Below are 20652 nucleotides of genomic sequence, written 5' to 3' on the forward strand. Positions count from 1 at the left end.
TCTCAGTCCGGGGCTCCGCCGCGTTCCAGCGGGAGGCGTTCCCCCGCCTCGACGGCGACCGGCAGCCGGTTCCCGGCGGGTGGCAGCGGGCAGGTGGCGTGGTCGGTGTAGGCGCAGGGCAGGTTGGCCGCGCGGTTGAGATCGACGGTCACCCGCCCTGCGGCGTCCGGCGGGTCCAGGGCCAGCGAGCGGCTGGCCGGATAGGTGGTGACGCCCGAGGTGGCGTCCGTGAAGAGCAGCAGCAGCGCGCCGGGCGCGCCCCCGTTGAACGCGGTCAACCGGTGCCGCTCTCCGTCCACGTCGAACTCGACGGCGCCCGGCGCCTGGTAGACGTGCTCAAGCCCGGGGACGGCCGCGCCCACCGTCACCGAGCGGGGCTCGTCGAACGGCACGAACCGCCCGGGAAGCACCCAGGCGGGGTCGGGGGCGTAGCTCGGGGTGCCGGTGTAGCCGGTGCGCAGCGGATGTTCGGGGTGGCGGGGGCGCAGGATGTCCTGGCCGCCGCGCCTGGCGATCTCCAGCAGGGTGTCGCCGGCCTCGGCGGTCACCCCGCCGCGCTCCGGGAGGTGGCCGAAGACATGCCGGCCGACGAGGGACTCGCCGTCGAGGGTCAGCTGCTCGTCGGCGGCCAACTCGACCACGACACCCTCGTGTTCGGTGCTGGACCAGGCGCCGGGCGCGTCCTCGAAGCGCTCCGGTGCCGGGCCGAGCCAGCGGAGGCTGGTGACGGCGAGGAATCCGTGGGGCGCGGTCAGGGTGCGGTCGCGCTGTGCGCGCCACTGCCGCCAGGCGGCCTCGAACGCCGCGCGGTCGGCCGCGTCCGGGGCGGTTTCGGGGATCGTCATCGTGTTCCTCCGATGGTGGGGGTGGCGGACGGCTGGCCGGTGGCCTCCACCGGCGCGCCGTGTCGGCCGCCGGGGATGGCGGCCAACAGCTCCTCGGTGTACGGGTGTCGGGGGTTGGTGAACACGTCGGCGACCCGGCCGTGTTCCACGATCCGGCCGTGCCGCATCACCAGCACCCGGTCGCAGACCTGCCGGATCACGGCGAGGTCGTGCGAGATGAAGACATAGGAAAGGCCCAACTCCTGGCGCAGCTCGGCCAGCAGGTCGAGCACCCGGGCCTGGACGGACACATCGAGGGCCGAGACCGGCTCGTCCAGCACCAGCAGCCGGGGGGTGAGGGCCAACGCGCGGGCGATGCTGACCCGTTGGCGCTGGCCGCCGGAGAGCTCGGCCGGCCGCCGGTCGCGCACCGAGGCGGGCAGCCGCACCAGGTCGAGGAGTTCGGTCACCCGCGCCGCGCGACCCCGCACCCGGAAGGCGCGCAGCGGCTCCGCGATGGACCTGGCCACGGTGAACGTGGGGTCGAGCGAGCCGTAGGAGTCCTGGAAGACGGGTTGCACATGCCGGCGCAACGCCCGCAGTTCGGCCGCTGAGACACCGCCCAGATCGGCGCCGTCCAGCACGATGCGCCCGGCGTCGGGCCGGTCGAGGCGGAGCAGCAGCTGCGCCGTGGTCGACTTGCCGGAGCCCGACTCGCCGACGATGCCCAGCGATCCGCCGCGCGCCAGCGAGAAGCTGATGCCGTCCACGGCTGCGATCTCCCGATGTCCGCCGGCGGGTTGGCGCACCCGGTAGACGCGTCGCAACCCCTCGACGGTCAGCAGCGGTTCGGCGTCCTGGGACGTCTCGACGGCGGGCGGCGCCGTCATGGAGGGCGCGGCGGCGACCAGTTCCCTGGTGTAGGGGTGGGCGGGCGCGCCGATCACCCGCCCGCTCGGCCCGCTCTCGACGATGCGGCCCTGGGACATCACCGCGACCTGCCCCGCGCGTTCGGCGGCCAGCGCCAGATCGTGGGTGATCAGCAGCATCCCGGCGCCCGTCTCGCCGGTGACCTTCGCCAGATGGTCCAGGATGCGGCGCTGCACGGTGACGTCGAGGGCGCTGGTCGGCTCGTCGGCGATCAGCAGTCTGGGCCGGCCGGCCAACGCGATGGCGATCAGCACCCGCTGGCACATGCCGCCGGACAGCTCGTGCGGGAACTGCCCCGCGACGCGGGCGGGTTCGGGCAGCCCCGCTTCGTCCAGCAGCCGTGCGACATGCTCCCTGGTCTCGGCGGCGCCCGTCACCAGGCCGTGGATGCGCAGCGCCTCGGCGATCTGGGCGCCGACCCGCTGGACCGGGTTGAGGGACGCCTTGGGGTCCTGCGGGATGAAGGCGATCTCCCGCCCGCGCAGGCGGCGCAGCCGCCGGTCCGGCAGGCCGAGCACCTCCCGGCCGGCCAGCCGCACCGTGCCCCGGACGGACTCGGTGCCCTCGGGCAGCAGTCCGAGCACGGCGAGTCCGACGGTGGACTTGCCCGAGCCCGACTCGCCGACCAGGGCGACGGTCTCGCCCGGCGGCACGGTCAACGAGGCGCCGCGCACCGCGTCCACGGTGGCACGCCGGGTGCGGTAGGTGACGTGCAGGTCCTCGACGGACAGCAGGGGGTGGGGTTCGTCGCTCACGAGGACACTCCGGTGCGCTCCAGGGCGCGGGCGATGCGGCTGGTGGACAGGACGAGCAGGGCGATGGCCACGCCGGGGAAGGTGGTCAGCCACCAGGCGGTCGCGATGTAGTCCCGGCCCTGCGAGACCATCGCGCCCAGCTCGGGCGCCGGCGGCGCGGCCCCGAAGCCGAGGAAGCTCAGCGCGGCGATGGACAGGACGGCGCCGCCGATGTCCAGCGCGGCCAACACCAGGACGGGGGGTGAGGCGTTGGGCACCACATGGCGCAGCAGGATCGTCGGGGTGCGGTGGCCGCTGGTGACGGCGGCGGCCACATAGGTGCTGCCCCTGATGCGCAGCACCTCGGCCCGCACCACCCGGGCGAAGCTGGGGATGCCGGCGATGCCGACGGCGATCGCCACGTTGGTGGTGCCGAAGCCGAGGATGGAGACCACCGCCAGGGAGAGCAGCAACCCGGGGATGACGACGAGGACTTCGACCAGCCGCATCAGCGCCTGGTCGAGCCAGCCGCCCGCGTAGCCGGCGAGCACGCCCAGCAGCGAGCCGACGACCAGCGACAGCGCGACGGCCAGCAGCCCGGCGACGATCGAGACCCGGGTGCCGTGCACCACCCGGGCGTAGACGTCCCGGCCCAGGTTGTCGGTGCCGAACCAGTGCGCCGAGCCCGGTTCGGTCAGGCTCTTGGACGCGTCGGTGAGCAGCGGGTCCTGGCCGGCGAAAAGACCGGGCGCCATCGTCCAGCCGGCCACCAGCACGACATAGAGCACGGCCAGCAGCAGCATGGGGCGGCGCACCAGCTCCCCGGGCCGCAGCCCGAGGCGGGTGGGCGGCCGACGCCTGAGGGCCGGGGTCCCGGTCGGATCGGGGGACTTGGCGAGGGTGACGCTGGGGGAGTCCTGTACCACGGTCCTTCTCGTCTCTTCTCGGGCCGGCTCCGGTCAAGCGCCGGTCGACCGCAGGACGATCCTGGGATCGACCTTGGGATAGATCAGGTCGACGGCCAGGTTGACCGCCACATAGAGCGCCCCGGCGAGGAAGACCAGCGCGCGGATCACGGGGAAGTCGTGGGCGCTGATGGCCTCGGCCGTCAGCCGGCCGAGGCCCTGCCGGGAGAAGACGCTCTCCGTGATGATGGCGCCGGCGACGATGCCGCCGATCATCAGGCCGAAGAGCGTCATCGCCGGGATCGCCGCGTTGCGCAGCGCGTGCGCCGTCACCGCGCGCAGCCGGGACGCGCCCTTGGCGCGCGCGGTGCGCACATAGGGCTCGGCGAGCGCGGTGCGCAGGCTCCGGCCGAGCACCTGGGTCAGCAACCCGATGCTCGGCAGGGCCAACGCGATGGCGGGCAACACCAGTTGGGCGAACTCGCCGTTGCCGTAGGCGGGGAACCAGCCGAGCCCGAAGGAGAACACCTGGAGCAGGATGATCCCCGTCCAGAAGCTGGGCAGGGCGTTGCCCACCACGGTCGCCGACAGCACCGCCGACCGCAGCCGCGCGGTCGGCAGCAGCGACGCGCCCACCGCCGTGGTGACGCCGACCAGCAGCACCAGCAGCAGTGAGGTGACGGCCAGTTCGAGGGTGGCGGGGAGCGCCCTGGAGAGCACCCCGGTCACCTCTTCGCCCGACTGGAAGGACGTGCCGAAGTCGAGCCTGAGCGCGTTCCAGACGAACTCCAGATACTGCTGGTGGACGGGCTGGTCCAGGCCCAGCTCGGCGCGGAGCTCGTCCGCGGCGGCCGGGTCGACCGCCGAGCCCTCGCCGCCGGCCCCGCGCAGCATCACCGACACGGGGTCGCCCGGCACCAGGTGCAGCACCAGGAAGGAGACCGTCAGCGCCGCCCACAGCACGAACAGGCCGTTGACGAGCCGGACGAGGACATAACGGGTCACGAGGTCAGCCAGACCTCGTTGAGCAGCGCCTTGCCCTCGATGTCGGTGGCGAAGCCGCCCAGTTCGTTCGGATAGCCGTAGGCCCACACCCGGTCGTAGACGGGCACCGAGTAGCCCTGCTCGATGATGCGGCGCTGCGCCTGCTCGGCGATCTCCAGCCGCTCCTCGGAGTCCACCGTGGTCTGGAGCGAGCTGAGCAGCGCGTCCAACTCCTCGTCGGGGTGGTTGTAGAGCATGCTCATCTCGGGGTGGAACGAGGAGTAGACCAGCCGGATCACATCCACGTCGGCGCGGGTCTGGCTCCAGGTGGCGATGTCGCCCGGGTACTCGTCCATCTGGACCAGCGGGAGTTCGGCGACCGGGTCGAGCGTCAGCTCGATGCCGACCTCCGCCCACTGCTGCTGGGCGAGTTGGTGCTGCTGCTCGGACTCGGGGCTGCCGCTGGCGTAGGTGATGGTGAGGCTCAGCCGCTCGCCGTCCGCGTTCTCGCGTATCCCGTCGTCGCCCACGGTGTCCCAACCGGCGCGGTCCAGCAGCTCCTCGGCGGCCTCCGGGTCGTACCTGACCTCGTCCGACTGGTCGAGGTGCCCGGGGTTGGTGCTGGTCAGCACGCCGGTGGCGGGCTGGCTCACGCCGTTGTAGACGGCCGAGACGATGGCCTCCCGATCCAGCGCCAGGCTGAGCGCGCGGCGGGTGTCGGCGTCGCCCAGCTTGGGGCTGTGCACCAGCGGCACATAGGGGATGGCGATGGCGGGGAGCACGACGCTGTCCACGGTGAACCGGTCGTCGCTCTCCAACTGGGCCAGGCCCGAGGCCGGTACGGACTCGATGACGTCGACCTGGCCGCTGGTGAGGCTGCCCTGCCGGACGCTGCCCTCGGGGATGCCCTCCAGCACCACGCGCTCGACATGCGCCGCGCCCTGGTTCTCGGCGATCGGCGACGCCCAGGCGTAGTCGTCGCGGCGGACCAGCTCCACCGTGGAGTCCGGCGTGAAGCTCTCCAGCGTGAAGGGCCCGGAGCCGGCGAAGTCGCCCTGGCAGAGGTCCGCCGGCTCGTTGCCGAGGGAGGCGGGGGAGAGCTGGATCAGGGACTGGGTCGCGGTCGCCTGGAGGAACTGCGCGTTGGGCTCCTCGAACCGGACGGTGACGACGAACTCGTCCTCGACGACGCTCTCCTGGTAGCCGGCCAGGAAGCTGCTGCCCTGCGGGGCGAGCGCGCCGAGCTCGACGACGGCGTCGAAGTTGGCCTTGACGGCCTCGGCGTCGAACGTCTCGCCGTCGCTGAACGTCACATCGTCACGCAGTTCGAAGGTGAACGCGGTGACGTCGTCGCTCACCGACCAGGACGTCGCCAGCCAGGGCAGCACCTCGCCGGTCGCCGGGTCCTGCTCGGTGAGGGTGTCGGCCAACTGCCGGCCGATCGTGCGGGAGTTGAGCTGCGGGCGCTGCCGGGAGTCCACGCAGTCGGGGGCCTCGGTGAAGCCGTAGGTGACGGTGCCGCCGTCCACCGGATCGCCGGCGGCGGCGTTGCCCGACGCGTCCTGGTCCCCGTCGGAGCCGCAGCCGGTGAGGACGAGGGAGAGGGCCACGGCGGTCGCCGTGGCGGTGGTCCAGCCCTTGGGGCCGGACAGGCGTCTCGGTGCTGGCAGACGTGAGGAGGGCATGCGAGGGGCTTCCTTCCGAGGGAACGCACCCGGACGCGGCGCGACGGCGGCGCGCGGGCAGGCGGGGCGACGGGGCACGACATGCCCCCGCGCGCCGTCGCGCCGCGTGTCACGGCTGGGTGGCCGGGGCGCGCGGGCGGGAGCTGGCGGGAGCCTGTGGTGAGGTGACGAGCTGGGCTCGTGGGCCGCGCCGCGCGGGGCGGCGGGCGGTTGCCGGGGGCAGGGGCGCCGCCCGCCGAACGGCGGACGTGATGCGCTGCCCGGCCCGGGCGGGGGCCGACGTCAGGGGCGACAGGAGGCCGAGGTGACACGTCCGAGGTCGACGTGGCGGCGCAACGTCAGAAGCGGTTGCATGGGGAGAGATTGCGCCACACTTGGCCGGACGTCAATGGCGCGCATCACACGACGTGCGGGGAACGGGGGCCTCCGATCGGGGCCGGACGCCCAACGCGCCCCGCACACACGGGAGTCGGGGCCTGACTGACGGAACTAACGGACGACGCCGACGTTGGCGGCGAGCCGGGTGGTGGCGTGCGTGAAGAACGGCCGGCGTTCGGTGACCACGCCGTTGAACTGGCCGAAGACCTCCATGCTGAGCAGGCCGAGGAGCTGACCCCAGGCCGCGAGGAGCCGCGCGAGGGTGGCCGCGTCCAACTCCGGGGCGTGCTCGCCCACGAGGGTCTGGACATCCGCCAGCACCTCGGGCGGGGGTGCGTCGCCCGGCGCCTGCGCCAGCCGGCCGGCGTGGAGCGCGTCGGTGGCGATGGTGACCAGCGCGAGGGGGAGCCGCGAGGCGGGGGCCGAGGTGTCGTTGGGCGCGGCATAGCCGGGCACGGGGGTGCCGTGGATCAGGCCGTACTCGTGGGGGTGGGCGATGGCCCAGTCGCGGGCCGCGTGGCAGGCGGCGAGCCAGCGGACCAGCGGCGCCTCGTCGACGGTGCGCTGGACGGCGGCCTCCACCGCGTCGCCGAGCGCGGTGTAGGCGTCGACGATCAGGGCCGTCAACAGCTCGTCGCGGCCGGGGAAGTAGCGGTAGAGCGCCGAGGAGACCATGCCCAGCTCCCGGGCGACGGCCCGCAGGGAGAGCTTGGCGGCGCCCTCGGCGGCCAGCTGCCGGCGCGCCTCGTCCTTGATCGCCAGGGTCACTTCCTGTCGCGCGCGTGCTCTCGCGGTGCGGATGGCTGTCATGGGAGCAGTGTGCCAGCTTTCGGAGCGCTGGCCAATATCGAGAGCACTGCTCTTGCTTTTCCCGGTCGCCGGTGTCACTGTTGATCTCAACGCAGAGCGGTGCTCACAGTTCACCGCGCTACCGGGGAGGTTCCCATGACCGCGCGACAGACCCACGTCCTCAAGCCCGACTGGTTCACCCGCCGGGTGGCCAACCCCCTGGTCTCCGCCCTGCACCGGCTCGGCTTCGGCGTCGCCGGCTCCCGTCGACTCGCCGTCCGGGGACGGAAGTCGGGCGAGCCGCGGCACGCCCCGGTCAACCTGCTCACGGTCGATGGCCGCCACTACCTGGTCGCCCCGCGCGGCCATGTGCAGTGGACCCACAACCTGCGCGCCGCCGGCGAGGGGGAGCTCAGCCTGGGCCGGAAGGTCACCCCCTTCACCGCCGTCGAGGTCCCCGAGGAGGCCAGGCCCGATCTGCTCCGCGCCTATCTGCGCCGCTGGAGCAAGCAGGTGGGCCGCTTCTTCAAGGGCGTCACCGCCGACTCGACCGACGCCGAACTGCGCGCCGTCGCCGGCGACCACCCGGTCTTCGAGCTCACCCTCACCCGACGGGACGGCAGGTGACCGACGGGCCGGCGCCGTCGTTCCTCGAACGAGCCGGCCCGTGTGCCGCCGGTCCGCCCGGCCGCCCGGGCGATGCGCGTCAGTCCTCCGGGAGTTCGGCGCGTATCGCCCGCGCGGTGCCGGCCGGGTCGTATCCCTCGGGGACACCGTCGACGAGGATGATGTCGCCCTCGATATGCCGCGAGCGCAGCGGGGCGATCTCCCGGTACGCCGGCGAGTCCCACCAGGCGCGCGCCTCGGCGAGGCCGGGGAAGCCGATCATGACGACATGGCCGGGCCAACCGCCCTCCAGCACCTCGTGCTGGGTGGCGTGCACGAGGAACCGGCCGCCGTGCGGCTCGAAGGTCGCGGTGATGCGCTCCATGTAGGCGGCGATCTCCGCGTGGGGGGCGGCCTCCCGCAGGTGGGCGATGACATACGCGGGCACGGTGTCTCCTCCGCTGTTCGACCGGCGGGTTGTTCCCGCCGGTGATCCCACACTAGACAACGGGCGACAAAGGGGACGTCGACGGGCTCGGGTACGCGCCCCGCGCGTCATGGACTCGGCGCGGCCTCCCCGGTGAACGGATGGGTGGGGTGCGGGAGCGGGGCGAGATAGCGGGCGTTGGTGGGGTCGTAGGGGCGGTGGCCCCGGTGGAAGTCGTAGAAGAGGCCGGTCTCCTCGTCATAGAGCTGGCCGGCGAAGCCCAGCGGACAGTGCGCGGTGTCCGAGCCGAGCCCGGTGGGGGCGCCGAACGGGGTCGCGCGGCGGCGCCAGGCGATGTCGCCCCTGGCGTCGACGAGTTCGGTGGGGGAGCCGTCCGGATCGGTCACGATGCCGTGGAAGACGGGGGAGGACGAGCCGAAGCGCCCGGTCTGGGCCAGCGGACGCCGATGGTCGCCCGGCACCCAGTGCCAGCTGGTCACCGTCCCGTCCGGATAGGTCTGTTCGGCCGGCAGCGCGTCCTCCCAGTCCAGCAGGACGCGCTCCTCGACCTCGCCGAATCCGTCGAGGAGCTGCTTGGCCACCCGCCGGCCCAGCGGGTCGTGCACATAGTGCCAGTGCCGGCCGTCCGGCATCACCACATCGGTCAGCCGGTCCAGGGCGTCCCAGGTGTAGAGGCAGCTGCCCACCGATCCCGACGGCAGCTTGCGGGGCGCGGCGACCACCCGGCCCCTCGCGTCATGCCGATAGGACACCCCCTCGGTGTCGACGACCAGCAGCGGCCCCTCGAACTTCCGCCCGTCACCCGTCAGTTGCCCCAGCGCGTCATAGGAGTAGGGGTGCGGGCCCGTCCGGTCGCGCACCAGCACCGGGCGGCCGGCCGGATCGCGTGCGAACTCCACCGTCCCCGCCACCTCGTCCGTCGTCCGCCACAGCCGGCCGTCCACCCCGTACTCCCAGGTGCGGTGGCGGCGCGAGGAGCCGGAGAGCAGGGTCTGGCCGGCCAGCCGGCCGGCCGGGCCCCAACTCTGCCGCAGCGCGCCGGAGCCGCCGATGGCGCGGCCCGACTCGCGCCCGGAGGCGTCGAGTTCCAGCGCGACGGCGTGTTGGTCCACCCGCAGCGCCACCACGCGGCCCACCGCGTCATAGGCCCAGGTCGTCTCGGTGCCGGAGGGGGTGCGCCGCGCGGTGCGGCGCCCGGCCGCGTCATAACGCATGCTGACGGTACGGCCGTTGACCGTCTCGGCGAGCACCGAACCCGAGCCGTCGAGGGTGCGGGCGAGGGTGGTCTCGGTGCTCTCCGCCCCGATCAGCCGGCCGACGGGATCGTAGTGGAACAGCTCCCGGTCCAACTCGGTGCGGCGCTCCACGAGTCGACCGCGCGCGTCGAAGCGCAGGGAGAGCCGCTGCGCCGCGCCATTGGTCCAGCCGACGCACTGGCCGGCCGCGTCGTGCCGCAACCGGATCGGCCGGTCGCCCAGGTCGGCCGCCTCGACCAGCCGGCCGGCCGCGTCGTGGACGTACTCCCAGTCGCGGCCGGTCGGGTCGGTGATCCGCGTCGGGCGCCCCTCCCGGTCGTGGCGGTAGCGCACGACGCGCCCGTCCGGGTGGCACACGGCCAGGCAGAGCCCGAGCGGGCCACGTTCCCAACGGGTGGTGCGCCCCGCCGCGTCGGTGTGGGTCAGGGGGCGGCCCCCGGCGTCGCGGGTCCAGCGCTCGACGGCGCCCGAGGGGTGCCGCAGGGCGGTGATCTGCCCCAACGCATCGCGTTCCAGGCACAGTCGCTCGCCCTGGGGGCTGATGATCCGAACCACGGCCCCGAGATGGTCACGCTCCAGCCGGGTCGTCTCGCCGGCCGGATCGGTCACCGCCGTGGGCAGTCCGGCCCGGTCGCAGGCGTAGCGCCACACCGCGCCCAGCGGATCGGTCAGCGTGGCCAGGCCGCCGCCGGCGTGGTGGCCGAGACGGGTGACCCGCCCGACCGGCGAGGTGACGCTTTCGAGCCGGCCCTGACCGTCCCAGGTCAACAGGGTGGTACCCCCGTCCTCGGCGATATGGGCGAGCGGCCGGCCGCGCGGGTCGTACCGGGTGGTGGCGCGGGTGTCGTCGGGGAAGTGGCTCTCCACCCTGTTCCCCAACCGGTCGTGCCGGTAGGCGGTGGCCCGCTCCAACGGGTCGGTCACGGTGCGCGGCCGGCCCTCGCGGTCCCGGACATACCGGGTGGTGTTCCCCAACGGGTCGGTTTCCGCCACGAGATGGCCACGGGTGTTCCGCTCGAACGTCCAGACGTGCCCCAGCGCGTCGGTGACCGTGGTGCGCCGCCCCGCGTAGGAGACCGTGCGGGACAGCAGACCCCCGGGCCCTTCAACCGCGCGCACCCGCCCGTTGCCGTCATAGCCGTACCGGAACGTGTCCCCCGCGCGGTCGGTGTACCGCACCATGCGTCGCGACTGGTCGTAGGCGTAGCTTTCGACGGCTCCCGCCGCGTTCTCGGCCTCCGTCAGGTTGCCCTCCTCGTCATAGCGACACCGCAACAGCGCGGGGGCGTCCGGGGCGTTGAGCAGCCGCACCGCTGCCACCCGCCCCCCTTCGCCGTTGTCGATCCCCAGGCGGTACCCCGCGCTGTGCACGATCTCCACGGGACGGCCGAAGGCGTCGTGCCGCAGCGCCAGATGGTTCCCCCGGCCGTCGGCGAGCGAGGTCAGCGGCAGCTCGGCGCCGGGGCCGCAGGGCAGCGGCCGGAAGCGCAACGTGTGGCCGGTGTCGGCACGCCGGACCGTGATCGGGCCGCCGGGAGCCCCGTCCCAGGTCAGGGGCCAGTGCGGGCCATGGAACGGCAGCACGGGCCGGCCGGAGCCCGGCCGGGGCGAGGGATAGGTCAGCAGCCGGCCGTCCTCGGCGACGAGCAGCACCGACGACTCGCGCAGCAACAGCCGTTGGTCGAGCGTGGACGCCCAGACCGCGCCGAACGCCCGGCCGGCCCGCGTCCGGCCGTGGTGCCGACGCGCCAGCACCAGCGGCAGCACCCCCGGCAGCCGGACGTCCTCCGCCTCCAGCCTCGGCCGCCCCCGCACGGGATCGAGGCCGCTGGGCGCGGTGCGCAGGGCGTAGCGGGGCCACGGCGGCGGGTCCTGCGCGGGCAGGAGAGCGCCGGCGGTGGTGGCGGTGGTGGCGGTGGCGGGGTCGAAGGGGCCGAACGGGTCGACGGGGGCGAACCTGAGATGGGGCGGCAGCACGTTCGGCTCGATGGACGGCGGCGGTGGCACGCACGGCGCCCCCTCGTCGGTGGGCCCGGTCATGCGCAGTCCTTCCGCCCGGCTCGCTGTCGGTTTGTCGTACACACCGCTTGTCGTGCGCACCGACGGTAAGCCTGGGCGTGCGAGCGTTCAACAGGCGTTCGGCACAACGGACTTGACTGTTAGGGTGTGCCGGTTGTCACCCGCCCCAGCGTCCCGATCGCTCGACCGCCCCGTTGCTCATGGTCACCGGGGCGGGACTGGATGGATCCATGGCGCAGGGGGAGTCGCTGGGCGAGCGCCACCGCCTGATTCGCGCGGTCGGCTCCGGGGGCATGGGCGTCGGCCACGAGGCGTGGGACGAGCTGCTGGACCGCCGAGCCGCCGCCAACAGGCTGCACCGATCGGTCGCCGAGGGCAGCGTCGACGAGGGGCGGTTCCGGTACGAGACGCGCGCGTCGATCTCTCGTCGCTCCGCAGGGAGTTCGAGACCCTCCCGTGGCAGGCCGCGCGCGCGGTGGTCATCGGCATGGCCGAGGGGCTCGGCGCCGTGCGCCGCGCCGGCGTGCCGCACCGGGACGTCAAACAGTCCAACGTGCGGATCGCGATGGTCGGCCGCGTGGTGCCGGGGGGCTTCGGGCTCGCCCGGATCATCCACCTTCGCGCCGCGACTCGAACTCTCCGAGCCGCTGGCCGACTCGGGGCGGGCCAGGGAGGCCGTCGAGGTTCTGGAGCGGGCGTTCCACCAGACCAGGGAGACCACCGGGCCCGAGGCCGTCCAGGTCTGCCGTCGGCTGGCCGAACCGCTCCAGGGGTCGGGCAGCCACGTCCAGGCGTGCGAGGTGCTCATCCATGCCCTGGATCTGGTCGACTCGCGTTCCTCCCCGCCTGGTTGACGCCCCCGGGCTCTCCGGGCGGCTACTCGGGTGGGCCGGGGCCGTCGGGGGCCGCGCCGGCGTTCGCGCCGTCCAGCGGGGCCCGCTCGCGACGGCCCCTCGGTATCAGGCGCCGGCCGTGCGCCATGGCGGCCTGGGCGCGCTCGGACTCCGCGACCCGCTGGGCCGCCTGCCGGGCGGCCCGCCCGCCCTGCGCCGTGTAGTGCGCGGTGAGATGTGCCGTGCGCTGCGCGGTGGCCCGCATCAGCCCGCCGCTCACCGCCGTGCCGGCCAGCCGGTCCGCCAGGGAGCGCCGCGCGCCCAGCGCCGCCGGTATCCCGTTGGCCAGGAAGGCCACCACCGCCAGCACCACCACGAACCCCGCCAGGAGGAACGCGCCCCCCACCAACAGGCAGCAGGCCAGGGCCAGCAGGCCCACATCGGCGATCGACGTCACCCCCGCCCGCACGGCGGCCGAGCGCCGCGCCGGCCGGCTGGGCGCCGCGGCCCCGTCAGCCGCCGCCCCGTCAGCCGTGGCCGGCACCACCCGCAGCCCGAGGAGCGCCTTGCCCAGCGTGGTGCCGGTGAACGCCAGCGCCAGGAACTGGTAGAGGAACGTGCCGAGCACCAGCAGCGCGAAGCCCTGTTGGACCGCGCGCAGCGAGCGGTTCCAGAGCGACTCGCCCAACGCCTGGCCGGCGCCGGCCAGATCGCCGCCCGAGGTGACGACCTTCCACACCCCCGTCTCGGCCAGCCCCGGCGCGTCCGTCAGCATCGCGCTGACGCGGTTGAACGTGAGGAAGCCGAGCAGCACCGCGAGCGTGATCACCAGGGAGAAGTCCACCACCCAGGCCAATCCGCGCCGCCAGCCCGACGCCCGCGCCAGCGCCGGCGGCTGGCCGCCGAACCCCGGCCCTACGGCGCCGAACCCCGGCCCTACGGCGCCGTGTCCCGGCGCATCGGCGCCGTGCCCCATCGCATCGGCGGCCCCCGCCGCCCCCGCTGTTCGCATCCCGATCCCCCGACCAGTGCTCACTCCGCCGAACGCCGCGCCGATCCGGCCACCGCGCTCAGCTCCACCCCGAAACCCCCGGAACCCTTACCGCTCCGGAGGCCCTTATCGTAGCGACCCCCACCGACAACGGCCCCCGTTCCAGGGCTCAGACGGGCTGTCCCACCGGCCGGATCGTCACGGTGTTCACATCCACTCCCGCCGGCTGGTCAAGGGCCCAGACCACGGAGGCGGCGACCTCGTCCGCGCTGAGCAGCCGGCCCGCGGGCAGCTCGCCGAGCCCGTCCCAGAACGGGGTCTCGACGCGGCCGGGCGCGATCAGCGTGACGCCGACACCGTCCGCCGTCACCGCCCTTCGGGCGTTCTCGGCCAGCCCGGTCATGGCCCACTTGGTGGCCCCGTAGAGGTTGCCCGGGGTGTTGACCAGGCCGGCGACGCTGCCGACCAGCACGATCCGCCCCGCCGAGGTGCGGAGCGCCGACAGGGCGGCCCGGATCAGCAGCGCAGGCCCCAGCACATTGGTCAGCACCATTTCCCGCCACTTTTCCGGGTCGCCGTCGACGACCGTGTCATGGCTGGTGACCCCCGCGTTGGCGACCACCGCGTCGAGCCGCCCGAAGCGGTCGATCGTCGAGGCGACCGCCTCGCGCACCGACGGCCAGTCGGAGCTGTCGCCGACGATGGTCAACAGCCCGTCGGGCGCCTCGAGTTCCCGCTCCAGGGCGGCCAGCCGCTCGGCCCCGCGCCCCAGCACGGCGACGCGCTGCCCGGCCGCCAGCAGCCGGCCGGCCACCGCAGCGCCGATGCCGCTGCCGCCCCCGGTGATCAGCGTCACCGACGTGTCGTTCTCCGTGCTCATCCGTTCGCCTCCGAACCGTCTCAGTCGCTCGTCGGGCGATCGCCCGTACCGCTGGAGTCCAGCAGTTGGAGCGCGCTCGATGTCAACCGTCCGGGTCCGGCGGGAACCGGCCGGCCCGTGCCGCGCGTCCTGTGGGCAACGGATCAGCGCGGCGTACGGGGGTACGGGCGGATGACCAGTAACGGTGGATGGCGGGTCGCGTGCGGGGCTGGGGCCGCCGCCCTCCTGGTGGCGTTGGGCCTTCTGGTGCGCGACGCCGACGCCACGCCGGTGGACGGGGAGAGGCACGGGCCGGCCGCCGGCGAACGGGGCGACGCCATCGGCGCGCCGCCCGATCAGGTGTGGTCGTGGCCGCGTTGAGCCCGATCGCCTCGCTCTGGGCGAACGAACAGCTGCCGATCAAGGACGGTCTCTATCTGGCGTCGGGGGAGTCGGTCGCGGTCACGGCGGATCCGGAGACCGAGGCGGGCGTGGTGTGGGGGACGCCGTTCGACCTGGCCGCCGAGCTGCGCGCCGACCCGGAGTGGGTGACGACGGTCGATATCACCACCCGGCTCCCGGTGCCGGACCTTGGCCTGGTGCTCTGCTGCGGCTTCGGCTCCTTCGGCTCCGAGGGTTTCGCCGCCGCGACCGGGCGCGAGGGCGAGCTGGCCTGGGTGCTCTACCTCCAGTATCAGAACCCGTTCCTGGGGATCGGCGTCGACGACGGCCGGGTGACGTTCACCTCCACCTCCGGCTTCCGCGTGACGCTCGATATCGACGCACCGCTCGACAGCACCTCACCGCCGCAAAGCAACCCGCGCCGGCCGCCCGGTCGTCGACCTCACCCCGGCGCGGCGGTCAGCTCCACGGGGTGCAGACAGGCCGCCCGGTGCGCCGAGTCCGCCGGTTCGGGGACGGGCGTCACGGCGGCGCAGTCGGCCTCGGCCTTCCAACAGCGCGTCCGGAAATGGCAGCCGGACGGCGGGTCGACCGGCGACGGCACCTCGCCGCGCAGCACGATCCGTTCGCCGCCGGTCTCGGTGAGGCTCGGCGCCGCCGACAGCAGCGAGGCGGTGTACGGGTGCCGGGGCCGCTCGAAGACCTCCTCGGCCGAGCCGGACTCCACCACCCGCCCCAGATACATCACCGCGACCTCGTCGGCGACATGCCGCACCACCGACAGATCGTGCGAGATGAAGACATAGGCGATGCCCAACTCGGCCTGGAGGTCGGTCAGCAGGTTCAACACCTGGGCCTGCACCGAGAGGTCCAGCGCCGAGACCGGCTCGTCGCAGACCACCAGATCCGGGTTGAGCGCCAACGCGCGGGCGATGCCGACGCGTTGACGCTGGCCGCCGGAGAACTCCTGCGGGTACCGCGCGGCGTCGCTCGCGCGCAGCCCCACCATCTCCAGCAGCTCGGCGACCCGTGCCGGCCGCCGGGCGCGGGGCACCAGATCCCGGTGGCTGAGCCAGGGCTCGCTGATCAGATCACCGGCGTTCAACCGGGGATTGAGGGAGGCGAAGGGATCCTGGAACACCATCTGCACCCGGCGCCGCCAGGCCAGCAGCTCCCGGCCACGCAGCGCGAACGGGTCCACGCCGTCGAACCGGACGGTGCCGGCGTCGGGGCGTTCCAGCATCAGCAGCACCCGGGCCAGCGTCGACTTGCCGCAGCCCGACTCGCCGACCAGGCCCAGCGTCTGGCCGCGCCGCACGGCGAGGTCGACGCCGCCCAGCGCGTGCAACCGGTTGCCGCCCGAGGCGGCGCGCGGCACCCGGAAGCTCTTCCGCAGGCCCCTGGCCTCCAACAGCGGTGTATCGGCGGTCTCAGGCATCGGCCAGCTCCTCCGCGAAGTGACAGGCCGACGTCCGTCCCGGCCCGGTGATCGTCAACGTCGGTGTCTCGGTGGCGCACCGCTCCCTGGCCAGCGGGCAGCGGTCGCGGAACGCGCACCCGGTCGGCACCGAGGTCGGCCTCGGCGGCGCGCCCTCGATCGACCGCAGTCGGCTGCCGCGCGGATGACCGGCCGGCACGGAGTCCAGCAGGCCACGGGTGTAGGGGTGTCGGGGCGCGGCGAACACCTCGGCCGTCGGCCCGGACTCGACCACGGCGCCCGCGTACATCACCGCGACCCGCTCCGCCTGTTCCTTGACCACCGCCAGGTCATGGGTGATCAGAACCAGCGCCATATCGGTCTCCCGCCGTAGTTCGGCGAGCAGTTCCATGATCTGCGCCTGCACGGTGACATCCAGCGCGGTGGTCGGCTCGTCGGCGAGCAGCACGGTGGGGCGCAGCGCCACCGCCATGGCGATCAGCAGCCGCTGGCGCAGGCCGCCGGAGAACTGGTGCGGATAGGCACGGGCCCGCGCGCGCGGCTCGGGGACGCCCACCCGCTCCATCAGCTCGATCGCCTTCTCCCGCGCGGCGCGCCTGGACATCCGCTGGTGGATGCGGAACGGCTCGGCGAGCTGATCGCCCACGGTGTAGACGGGGTTGAGCGCGGTGAGCGCGTCCTGGAAGACCACGGCCAGCCCCGGGCCGGCCAGGGCCCGGCGCTCCCGCGCGCCCAGCGACAGCACGTCGCGGCCGGCGAGTTCGACCCGGCCGCCGGTCACCTCGGCCACCGGGTCGAGCAGCCCGGCGACGGCCATCGCGGTCATGGACTTGCCGCACCCCGACTCGCCGAGCAGCGCCAGCGTCTCGCCCGAGTGGGCGGTGAAGCCCACCTCGCGCACCACGGGCAGCGGCCCCTCCGGCGTGCGGACCTGGACGGAGAGCCCGGACACGGCCAGCGCCACGGCCCCAGCGGCGGCGGCCTGCTGTGTTCTCCCAGCGTTCTCGGCGTTCTCAGCGTTCTCGGCGTTCATCGGACTACCTCCTGGACGCGCCGTGCGCGCCGTTCGCGTCGGGGCACGGTGAGCCGCCAGCGCTGGGCCGGGTCGCCGGCGATCCGCGCCCAGGAGGCGAGGACCGTCGCCGAGACGGTGGTCAGGATGATCGCCAGCCCGGGGAAGACCGCGATCCACCAGGCCGTCTGCAACTCCTGCCGCCCCTGCGCCACCATCAACCCCCAGGACACGTCCGGCGGTTGGATGCCGATGCCGAGGAAGCTCAGCGAGGACTCGGTGAGCATCACGAAGCAGAAGTCCACCGCCGCCACCGTCAGCAGCGTGGGCAGCACGATCGGCAGCACATGGCGGCGGATGGTGGACCAGTTCCCGGTGCCGAAGGTGCGGGCCGCGTCCACGAAGAGCCGGCCGCGCAGCTCGGCGGACTCGGCGCGGGCGGTCCGCAGATAGATCGGGATGCGGGCCACGGCCAGCACCACGATGATGTTGGCGACGCTTGGCGTGAAGACATACAGCACCACCACGGCCAGCAGCAGCGAGGGGAAGCTGAGAATCACATCGGCGATGCGCAGTGAGACGTTCTCCCGCCATCCCCGGTGGAAGCCGGCCCACATGCCCCAGACCGAGCCGACCACCAGCGAGAGCAGCACCGCCGGCACCGCGACCGTCATGGTGGTGCCCGCCGCGACGACCAGACGCGCCAGCACGCTGCGGCCCAGCGCGTCGCTGCCCAGCAGGAACTCCCAGCCCTGGGAGGTGGAGAGCGGACGGAGGTTGACCGCGTGCAGATGCTGCTCCCTGGCCAGGTCGCCCAACAGCCAGGGGCCGAGCGCCGCGCAGAGCCCGACCAGCAGCAGCACCAGCGCCGCCACCGTCGCCAGCCGGTCGCGCAACAGCAGCGCCAACCCGCGCCGCGCGAGAGACCGCCGCGCCTTCGGAACCGCTCCCGGAACGGCCTCCGAAGCGGGTTCCGAACTGGGTTCCGAAGCGGGCTCAGGTACAGGTGTGCTCGTCATGCCAACTCCCCCTGCCTGACTCGGGCGTCCAGCAGCGCGTAGCAGATGTCGATGAGGATGTTGAGCGCGAAGATCGTCAGCGCGGTGATCAGCACGGCCGCCTGGAGCACCGCGAAGTCCCGCTGGAGGATGGAGTCGATCATCAGCTTGCCGATGCCGGGCCAGCCAAAGATGGTCTCCACCACCACCGCCCCGTTGATCAGTCCGACGGTCAGATCGCCGGCGACGGTCAGCGCCGGGGCGCCCGCGTTGCGCAGCGCGTGCTTGAAGATCACCCGCTGCTCGCTGGCGCCCTTGCTCCGCGCCACCTTGATGTAGGGCGCTGACAGCGCCGACACCATGGCGCCGCGCACCACCTGGGTGAGCACGCCGAACGGGCGGATCAGCAGCGTCGCGATGGGCAGCACCCACACGCCGGCGCCGACCGTGCCCGAGGTGGGCAGCCACTCCAGATGGACGGCGAAGATCAGCACGCCCATGATCGCGAACCAGAAGTCGGGGATGCTGGCGGCCGTCGCCGAGAGGAAGCTGGCGATCCGGTCCATCGGCGAGTTGGGCCGGTAGGCCGCCAGACTGCCCACCACCACGGCGCCGATGATCGCGAACAGCATGGTGAAGCCCGCGAGTTGGAGCGTGGCGGGGAAGGCCCGCAGCACCGCTTCGGCGGCGGGCTGCGCGGTGCGCAGGGACTCACCGAAGTCCAACTGGACCAACTGCGCCAGATAGTCGCCGAACTGGACGAGCAACGGATCGTTGAAGCCGTGCTGTTCGGAGAACGCCTCCCGCATCTCGGGGGTGGCGCTCAACGGCAGATAGAGGTTGGCCGGATCACCGGTGAGCCGGGCCAGGAAGAAGACGCCCAGGATCACGAAGAGCAGCGGCAGGGCGCTGGAGATGACGCGATGGCGGAGGAAGATCAGCATCGTGGACCTCAACTCCCGTTCGCGGGACGCATCTCGGCCAGCCGCATCTCGTCGTTGGTCGCGGCGTCCGGCGTGTAGCGCACCTCGGGCGAGAGCGCGATGATCCCGGTCATATGCGCCAACACGGCGTCCCTGACCACCTCGTCGTTCTGGTGGGCGAGGGCCTCGGCGAACGTGGTCTCGCGCTCGGCGTCCGAGGAGAGCTCGGCCCGGTGGATCAGCTCGTCGAGCGCGGGCGTGCCGTAGCTGCTCTGCGCGCCCTCGCTGCCGTAGATCTGGTCCATGGTGAACGCGGCGTCGCCCGCCTGGTTGCCGTGCTGCGCCTGGAGCAGGGTGGGGCCGATATCGGCGGGGAAGGGCCGCAGCAGGTACTCCATCCAGGCGTTGACGTCGAGCATCTGGATCTCCACGCTGAGCCCGGCCTCCAGCAGCCCGTTCTGCGCCACCTCGACGGTCTCGGCGGCCTTGGGGTAGATGCCGTTGCGGCCGATGATGGTGATGGTGCGATCCACCGGGACGCCGTCGGCGCGGGCCTCGTCGACCAACTCCCGTGCGCGTTCCGGGTCATAAGGCCAGGCGGGGATGTCGGGGTTGTGCCCGGTGACGCCCTCGGGGACCAGCTGGGCGGCGGGCTGGCCGAGCCCGGCGAAGACAGACGCGATCAAGCCCTCCTTGTCGATCGCGTAGTTGATGGCCTGTCTGACCCTGATGTCGTCGAGCGGCGGCTGGGTGGCGTCGATCCGCAGATACGACGTCTCGTTGTTGGGGAACTCGACGGCGAACTCGCCGGCGCCGTCGGCGGGGGCCAGACCGACCGCGATATCGGCCTCGCCGCTGGAGACCATCGCGGCCCTGATGCTGCCCTCGGCGCGCCAGGAGTAGAGGGCGGCGGCATAGGCGGGCGCCTCGCCCCAGTACTCCTCGTTGCGGGCGAGCCGCAGATTGATTCCCTGGTTCCACTTGTCGATCCGGTAGGGCCCTGTGCCGATCGGCTCGCGCACCTTCCTGGTCGAGTCGGTGCTGGTGGGCACGATCTCCACGAAGGAGAGCCGCAGCGGGAGGATCGGGTCCTCCTCCTCCGTGGTGACCTCGACGGTGGTGTCGTCGACGACCGTCGCGCCGACCGGGTCCCCGAAGACATAGCCGGCGACATTGCAGTCGATGTCCGAGTTGACGGTGCGGTCGATCGAGAACGCGGCGGCCTCGGCGGTGAACGGGGTGCCGTCATGGAAGTCCACCCCCTCGCGGAGGGTGAAGTGCCAGGTGGTGGCGTCGAGTTGGGTCCACTCGGTGGCGAGCTTGGGCTCCAGCTCACCGGTCCCCGGATTCCGCTCGGTCAGCGGCTCGGTGATGTTGGAACGGGTGACCCGGCCGGTCGCGGTGAGCGACGCGTCGCACGGCTCCAGCGTGGGCGGCTCCTCGGGCAGCGCGATCCGGACGGTGTCGGCGCCGGCGGCCGACGAGCCGGAGTTGGCGACCTGACAGCCTGTCAGCAGCAGCACTCCCACGCCGAGCAGCGCGGTGCGGCGCCGGCCCGGTGGCCCGGCGGTCAGGGGTGGGCGGAGAGGGGACTTCATTGTTCCTCCTTGGTCGCGCCGGGACAGCGCGGCCCGTCGA

Annotated in this window: 19 protein-coding genes; 3 read left to right on the top strand and 16 right to left on the bottom strand. The window is 73.2% G+C overall.

The features are described 5' to 3' along the window. Positions 1–2: 2 nt before the first annotated feature. The 6 genes from K4G22_RS22625 to K4G22_RS22650 all read right to left on the bottom strand — a co-directional run bounded on the left by K4G22_RS22625 (position 3) and on the right by K4G22_RS22650 (position 7250). The gene (locus K4G22_RS22625) at positions 3–845 is read right to left on the bottom strand and encodes a DUF1684 domain-containing protein (RefSeq protein WP_228082173.1); all 843 of its coding nucleotides are present in this window, start codon (positions 843–845) and stop codon (positions 3–5) included. Next, on the bottom strand, positions 842–2509 hold the full coding sequence (locus K4G22_RS22630) for a dipeptide ABC transporter ATP-binding protein (protein ID WP_228082174.1): 1668 nt from the start codon (positions 2507–2509) through the stop codon (positions 842–844). Before K4G22_RS22630 ends, K4G22_RS22625 begins: the two co-directional genes overlap by 4 nt. Then, positions 2506–3414 (bottom strand): ABC transporter permease, encoded by a 909-nt coding sequence (locus K4G22_RS22635; RefSeq protein WP_228082175.1) that lies wholly within the window; start codon positions 3412–3414, stop codon positions 2506–2508. The genes K4G22_RS22630 and K4G22_RS22635 overlap by 4 nt, the downstream gene beginning before the upstream one ends. A 33-nt stretch (positions 3415–3447) precedes the next feature. Beyond that, entirely contained in the window at positions 3448–4398 is a 951-nt protein-coding gene (locus tag K4G22_RS22640) for an ABC transporter permease (protein ID WP_228082176.1), read from the bottom strand. After that, the gene (locus tag K4G22_RS22645; protein WP_228082177.1) at positions 4395–6062 is read right to left on the bottom strand and encodes an ABC transporter substrate-binding protein; all 1668 of its coding nucleotides are present in this window, start codon (positions 6060–6062) and stop codon (positions 4395–4397) included. Before K4G22_RS22645 ends, K4G22_RS22640 begins: the two co-directional genes overlap by 4 nt. A 489-nt stretch (positions 6063–6551) precedes the next feature. After that, positions 6552–7250 (bottom strand): TetR/AcrR family transcriptional regulator, encoded by a 699-nt coding sequence (locus K4G22_RS22650; RefSeq protein WP_228082178.1) that lies wholly within the window; start codon positions 7248–7250, stop codon positions 6552–6554. 135 nt (positions 7251–7385) lie between these two features. Between K4G22_RS22650 and K4G22_RS22655 the strand changes: the two genes are divergently transcribed. After that, the gene (locus tag K4G22_RS22655; RefSeq protein WP_228082179.1) at positions 7386–7856 is read left to right on the top strand and encodes a nitroreductase family deazaflavin-dependent oxidoreductase; all 471 of its coding nucleotides are present in this window, start codon (positions 7386–7388) and stop codon (positions 7854–7856) included. A 79-nt stretch (positions 7857–7935) separates the two neighbouring features. On the opposite strand, the gene K4G22_RS22660 is transcribed toward K4G22_RS22655, so the two are convergent. Together K4G22_RS22660 and K4G22_RS22665 are read right to left on the bottom strand one after the other, a co-directional pair. Continuing rightward, positions 7936–8283: a DUF1330 domain-containing protein gene (locus K4G22_RS22660; protein ID WP_228082180.1), complete on the bottom strand. Its 348-nt coding sequence runs from the start codon at positions 8281–8283 to the stop codon at positions 7936–7938. Between the two features lie 107 nt (positions 8284–8390). Continuing rightward, positions 8391–11579: a DUF6531 domain-containing protein gene (locus K4G22_RS22665; RefSeq protein WP_228082181.1), complete on the bottom strand. Its 3189-nt coding sequence runs from the start codon at positions 11577–11579 to the stop codon at positions 8391–8393. Between the two features lie 209 nt (positions 11580–11788). Between K4G22_RS22665 and K4G22_RS22670 the strand changes: the two genes are divergently transcribed. Beyond that, positions 11789–12412 carry a hypothetical protein gene (locus K4G22_RS22670; RefSeq protein WP_228082182.1) on the top strand — a complete coding sequence of 208 codons (624 nt, stop codon included), beginning with the start codon at positions 11789–11791 and terminating at the stop codon, positions 12410–12412. Between the two features lie 22 nt (positions 12413–12434). Here K4G22_RS22670 and K4G22_RS31700 read toward each other — a convergent pair whose 3' ends face one another. Next, positions 12435–13403 (bottom strand): RDD family protein, encoded by a 969-nt coding sequence (locus K4G22_RS31700; protein ID WP_265590247.1) that lies wholly within the window; start codon positions 13401–13403, stop codon positions 12435–12437. 148 nt (positions 13404–13551) lie between these two features. After that, entirely contained in the window at positions 13552–14262 is a 711-nt protein-coding gene (locus tag K4G22_RS22680; RefSeq protein ID WP_228082183.1) for an SDR family oxidoreductase, read from the bottom strand. A 171-nt stretch (positions 14263–14433) separates the two neighbouring features. Here K4G22_RS22680 and K4G22_RS22685 point away from each other — a divergent pair, with 171 nt between their 5' ends. Next, positions 14434–14622: a hypothetical protein gene (locus tag K4G22_RS22685; protein ID WP_228082184.1), complete on the top strand. Its 189-nt coding sequence runs from the start codon at positions 14434–14436 to the stop codon at positions 14620–14622. Between the two features lie 52 nt (positions 14623–14674). Here K4G22_RS22685 and K4G22_RS22690 read toward each other — a convergent pair whose 3' ends face one another. From K4G22_RS22690 to K4G22_RS22715, 6 genes are all read right to left on the bottom strand, one after another. Beyond that, complete coding sequence (locus K4G22_RS22690; RefSeq protein WP_228082185.1) at positions 14675–14812, bottom strand: hypothetical protein; 138 nt, start codon at positions 14810–14812, stop codon at positions 14675–14677. A gap of 273 nt (positions 14813–15085) precedes the next feature. Continuing rightward, on the bottom strand, positions 15086–16081 hold the full coding sequence (locus K4G22_RS22695) for an ABC transporter ATP-binding protein (protein WP_228082186.1): 996 nt from the start codon (positions 16079–16081) through the stop codon (positions 15086–15088). Then, positions 16074–17114: an ABC transporter ATP-binding protein gene (locus tag K4G22_RS22700; RefSeq protein WP_228082187.1), complete on the bottom strand. Its 1041-nt coding sequence runs from the start codon at positions 17112–17114 to the stop codon at positions 16074–16076. The genes K4G22_RS22695 and K4G22_RS22700 overlap by 8 nt, the downstream gene beginning before the upstream one ends. Continuing rightward, positions 17111–18001: an ABC transporter permease gene (locus K4G22_RS22705; RefSeq protein ID WP_228082188.1), complete on the bottom strand. Its 891-nt coding sequence runs from the start codon at positions 17999–18001 to the stop codon at positions 17111–17113. The genes K4G22_RS22700 and K4G22_RS22705 overlap by 4 nt, the downstream gene beginning before the upstream one ends. 107 nt (positions 18002–18108) lie before the next feature. Beyond that, positions 18109–19035, bottom strand: a complete 927-nt coding sequence (locus K4G22_RS22710) for an ABC transporter permease (protein WP_228082189.1) — start codon at positions 19033–19035, stop codon at positions 18109–18111. Between the two features lie 8 nt (positions 19036–19043). Beyond that, complete coding sequence (locus K4G22_RS22715) at positions 19044–20612, bottom strand: ABC transporter substrate-binding protein (RefSeq protein WP_228082190.1); 1569 nt, start codon at positions 20610–20612, stop codon at positions 19044–19046. Positions 20613–20652: the final 40 nt, after the last annotated feature.

The sequence above is a fragment of the Streptomyces profundus genome (assembly GCF_020740535.1).
In the GTDB taxonomy this organism is placed as follows: domain Bacteria; phylum Actinomycetota; class Actinomycetes; order Streptomycetales; family Streptomycetaceae; genus Streptomyces; species Streptomyces profundus.

Coding starts and splice junctions, on each gene's coding strand:
- K4G22_RS22625 (WP_228082173.1), bottom strand. CDS start 845: ATGACGATCCCCGAAACCGCCCCGGACGCGGCCGACCGCGCGGCGTTC.
- K4G22_RS22655 (WP_228082179.1), top strand. CDS start 7,386: ATGACCGCGCGACAGACCCACGTCCTCAAGCCCGACTGGTTCACCCGC.
- K4G22_RS22710 (WP_228082189.1), bottom strand. CDS start 19,035: ATGCTGATCTTCCTCCGCCATCGCGTCATCTCCAGCGCCCTGCCGCTG.
- K4G22_RS22650 (WP_228082178.1), bottom strand. CDS start 7,250: ATGACAGCCATCCGCACCGCGAGAGCACGCGCGCGACAGGAAGTGACC.
- K4G22_RS22715 (WP_228082190.1), bottom strand. CDS start 20,612: ATGAAGTCCCCTCTCCGCCCACCCCTGACCGCCGGGCCACCGGGCCGG.
- K4G22_RS22695 (WP_228082186.1), bottom strand. CDS start 16,081: ATGCCTGAGACCGCCGATACACCGCTGTTGGAGGCCAGGGGCCTGCGG.
- K4G22_RS22670 (WP_228082182.1), top strand. CDS start 11,789: ATGGCGCAGGGGGAGTCGCTGGGCGAGCGCCACCGCCTGATTCGCGCG.
- K4G22_RS22645 (WP_228082177.1), bottom strand. CDS start 6,062: ATGCCCTCCTCACGTCTGCCAGCACCGAGACGCCTGTCCGGCCCCAAG.
- K4G22_RS22700 (WP_228082187.1), bottom strand. CDS start 17,114: ATGAACGCCGAGAACGCTGAGAACGCCGAGAACGCTGGGAGAACACAG.
- K4G22_RS22685 (WP_228082184.1), top strand. CDS start 14,434: ATGACCAGTAACGGTGGATGGCGGGTCGCGTGCGGGGCTGGGGCCGCC.
- K4G22_RS31700 (WP_265590247.1), bottom strand. CDS start 13,403: ATGCGAACAGCGGGGGCGGCGGGGGCCGCCGATGCGATGGGGCACGGC.
- K4G22_RS22680 (WP_228082183.1), bottom strand. CDS start 14,262: ATGAGCACGGAGAACGACACGTCGGTGACGCTGATCACCGGGGGCGGC.
- K4G22_RS22665 (WP_228082181.1), bottom strand. CDS start 11,579: ATGACCGGGCCCACCGACGAGGGGGCGCCGTGCGTGCCACCGCCGCCG.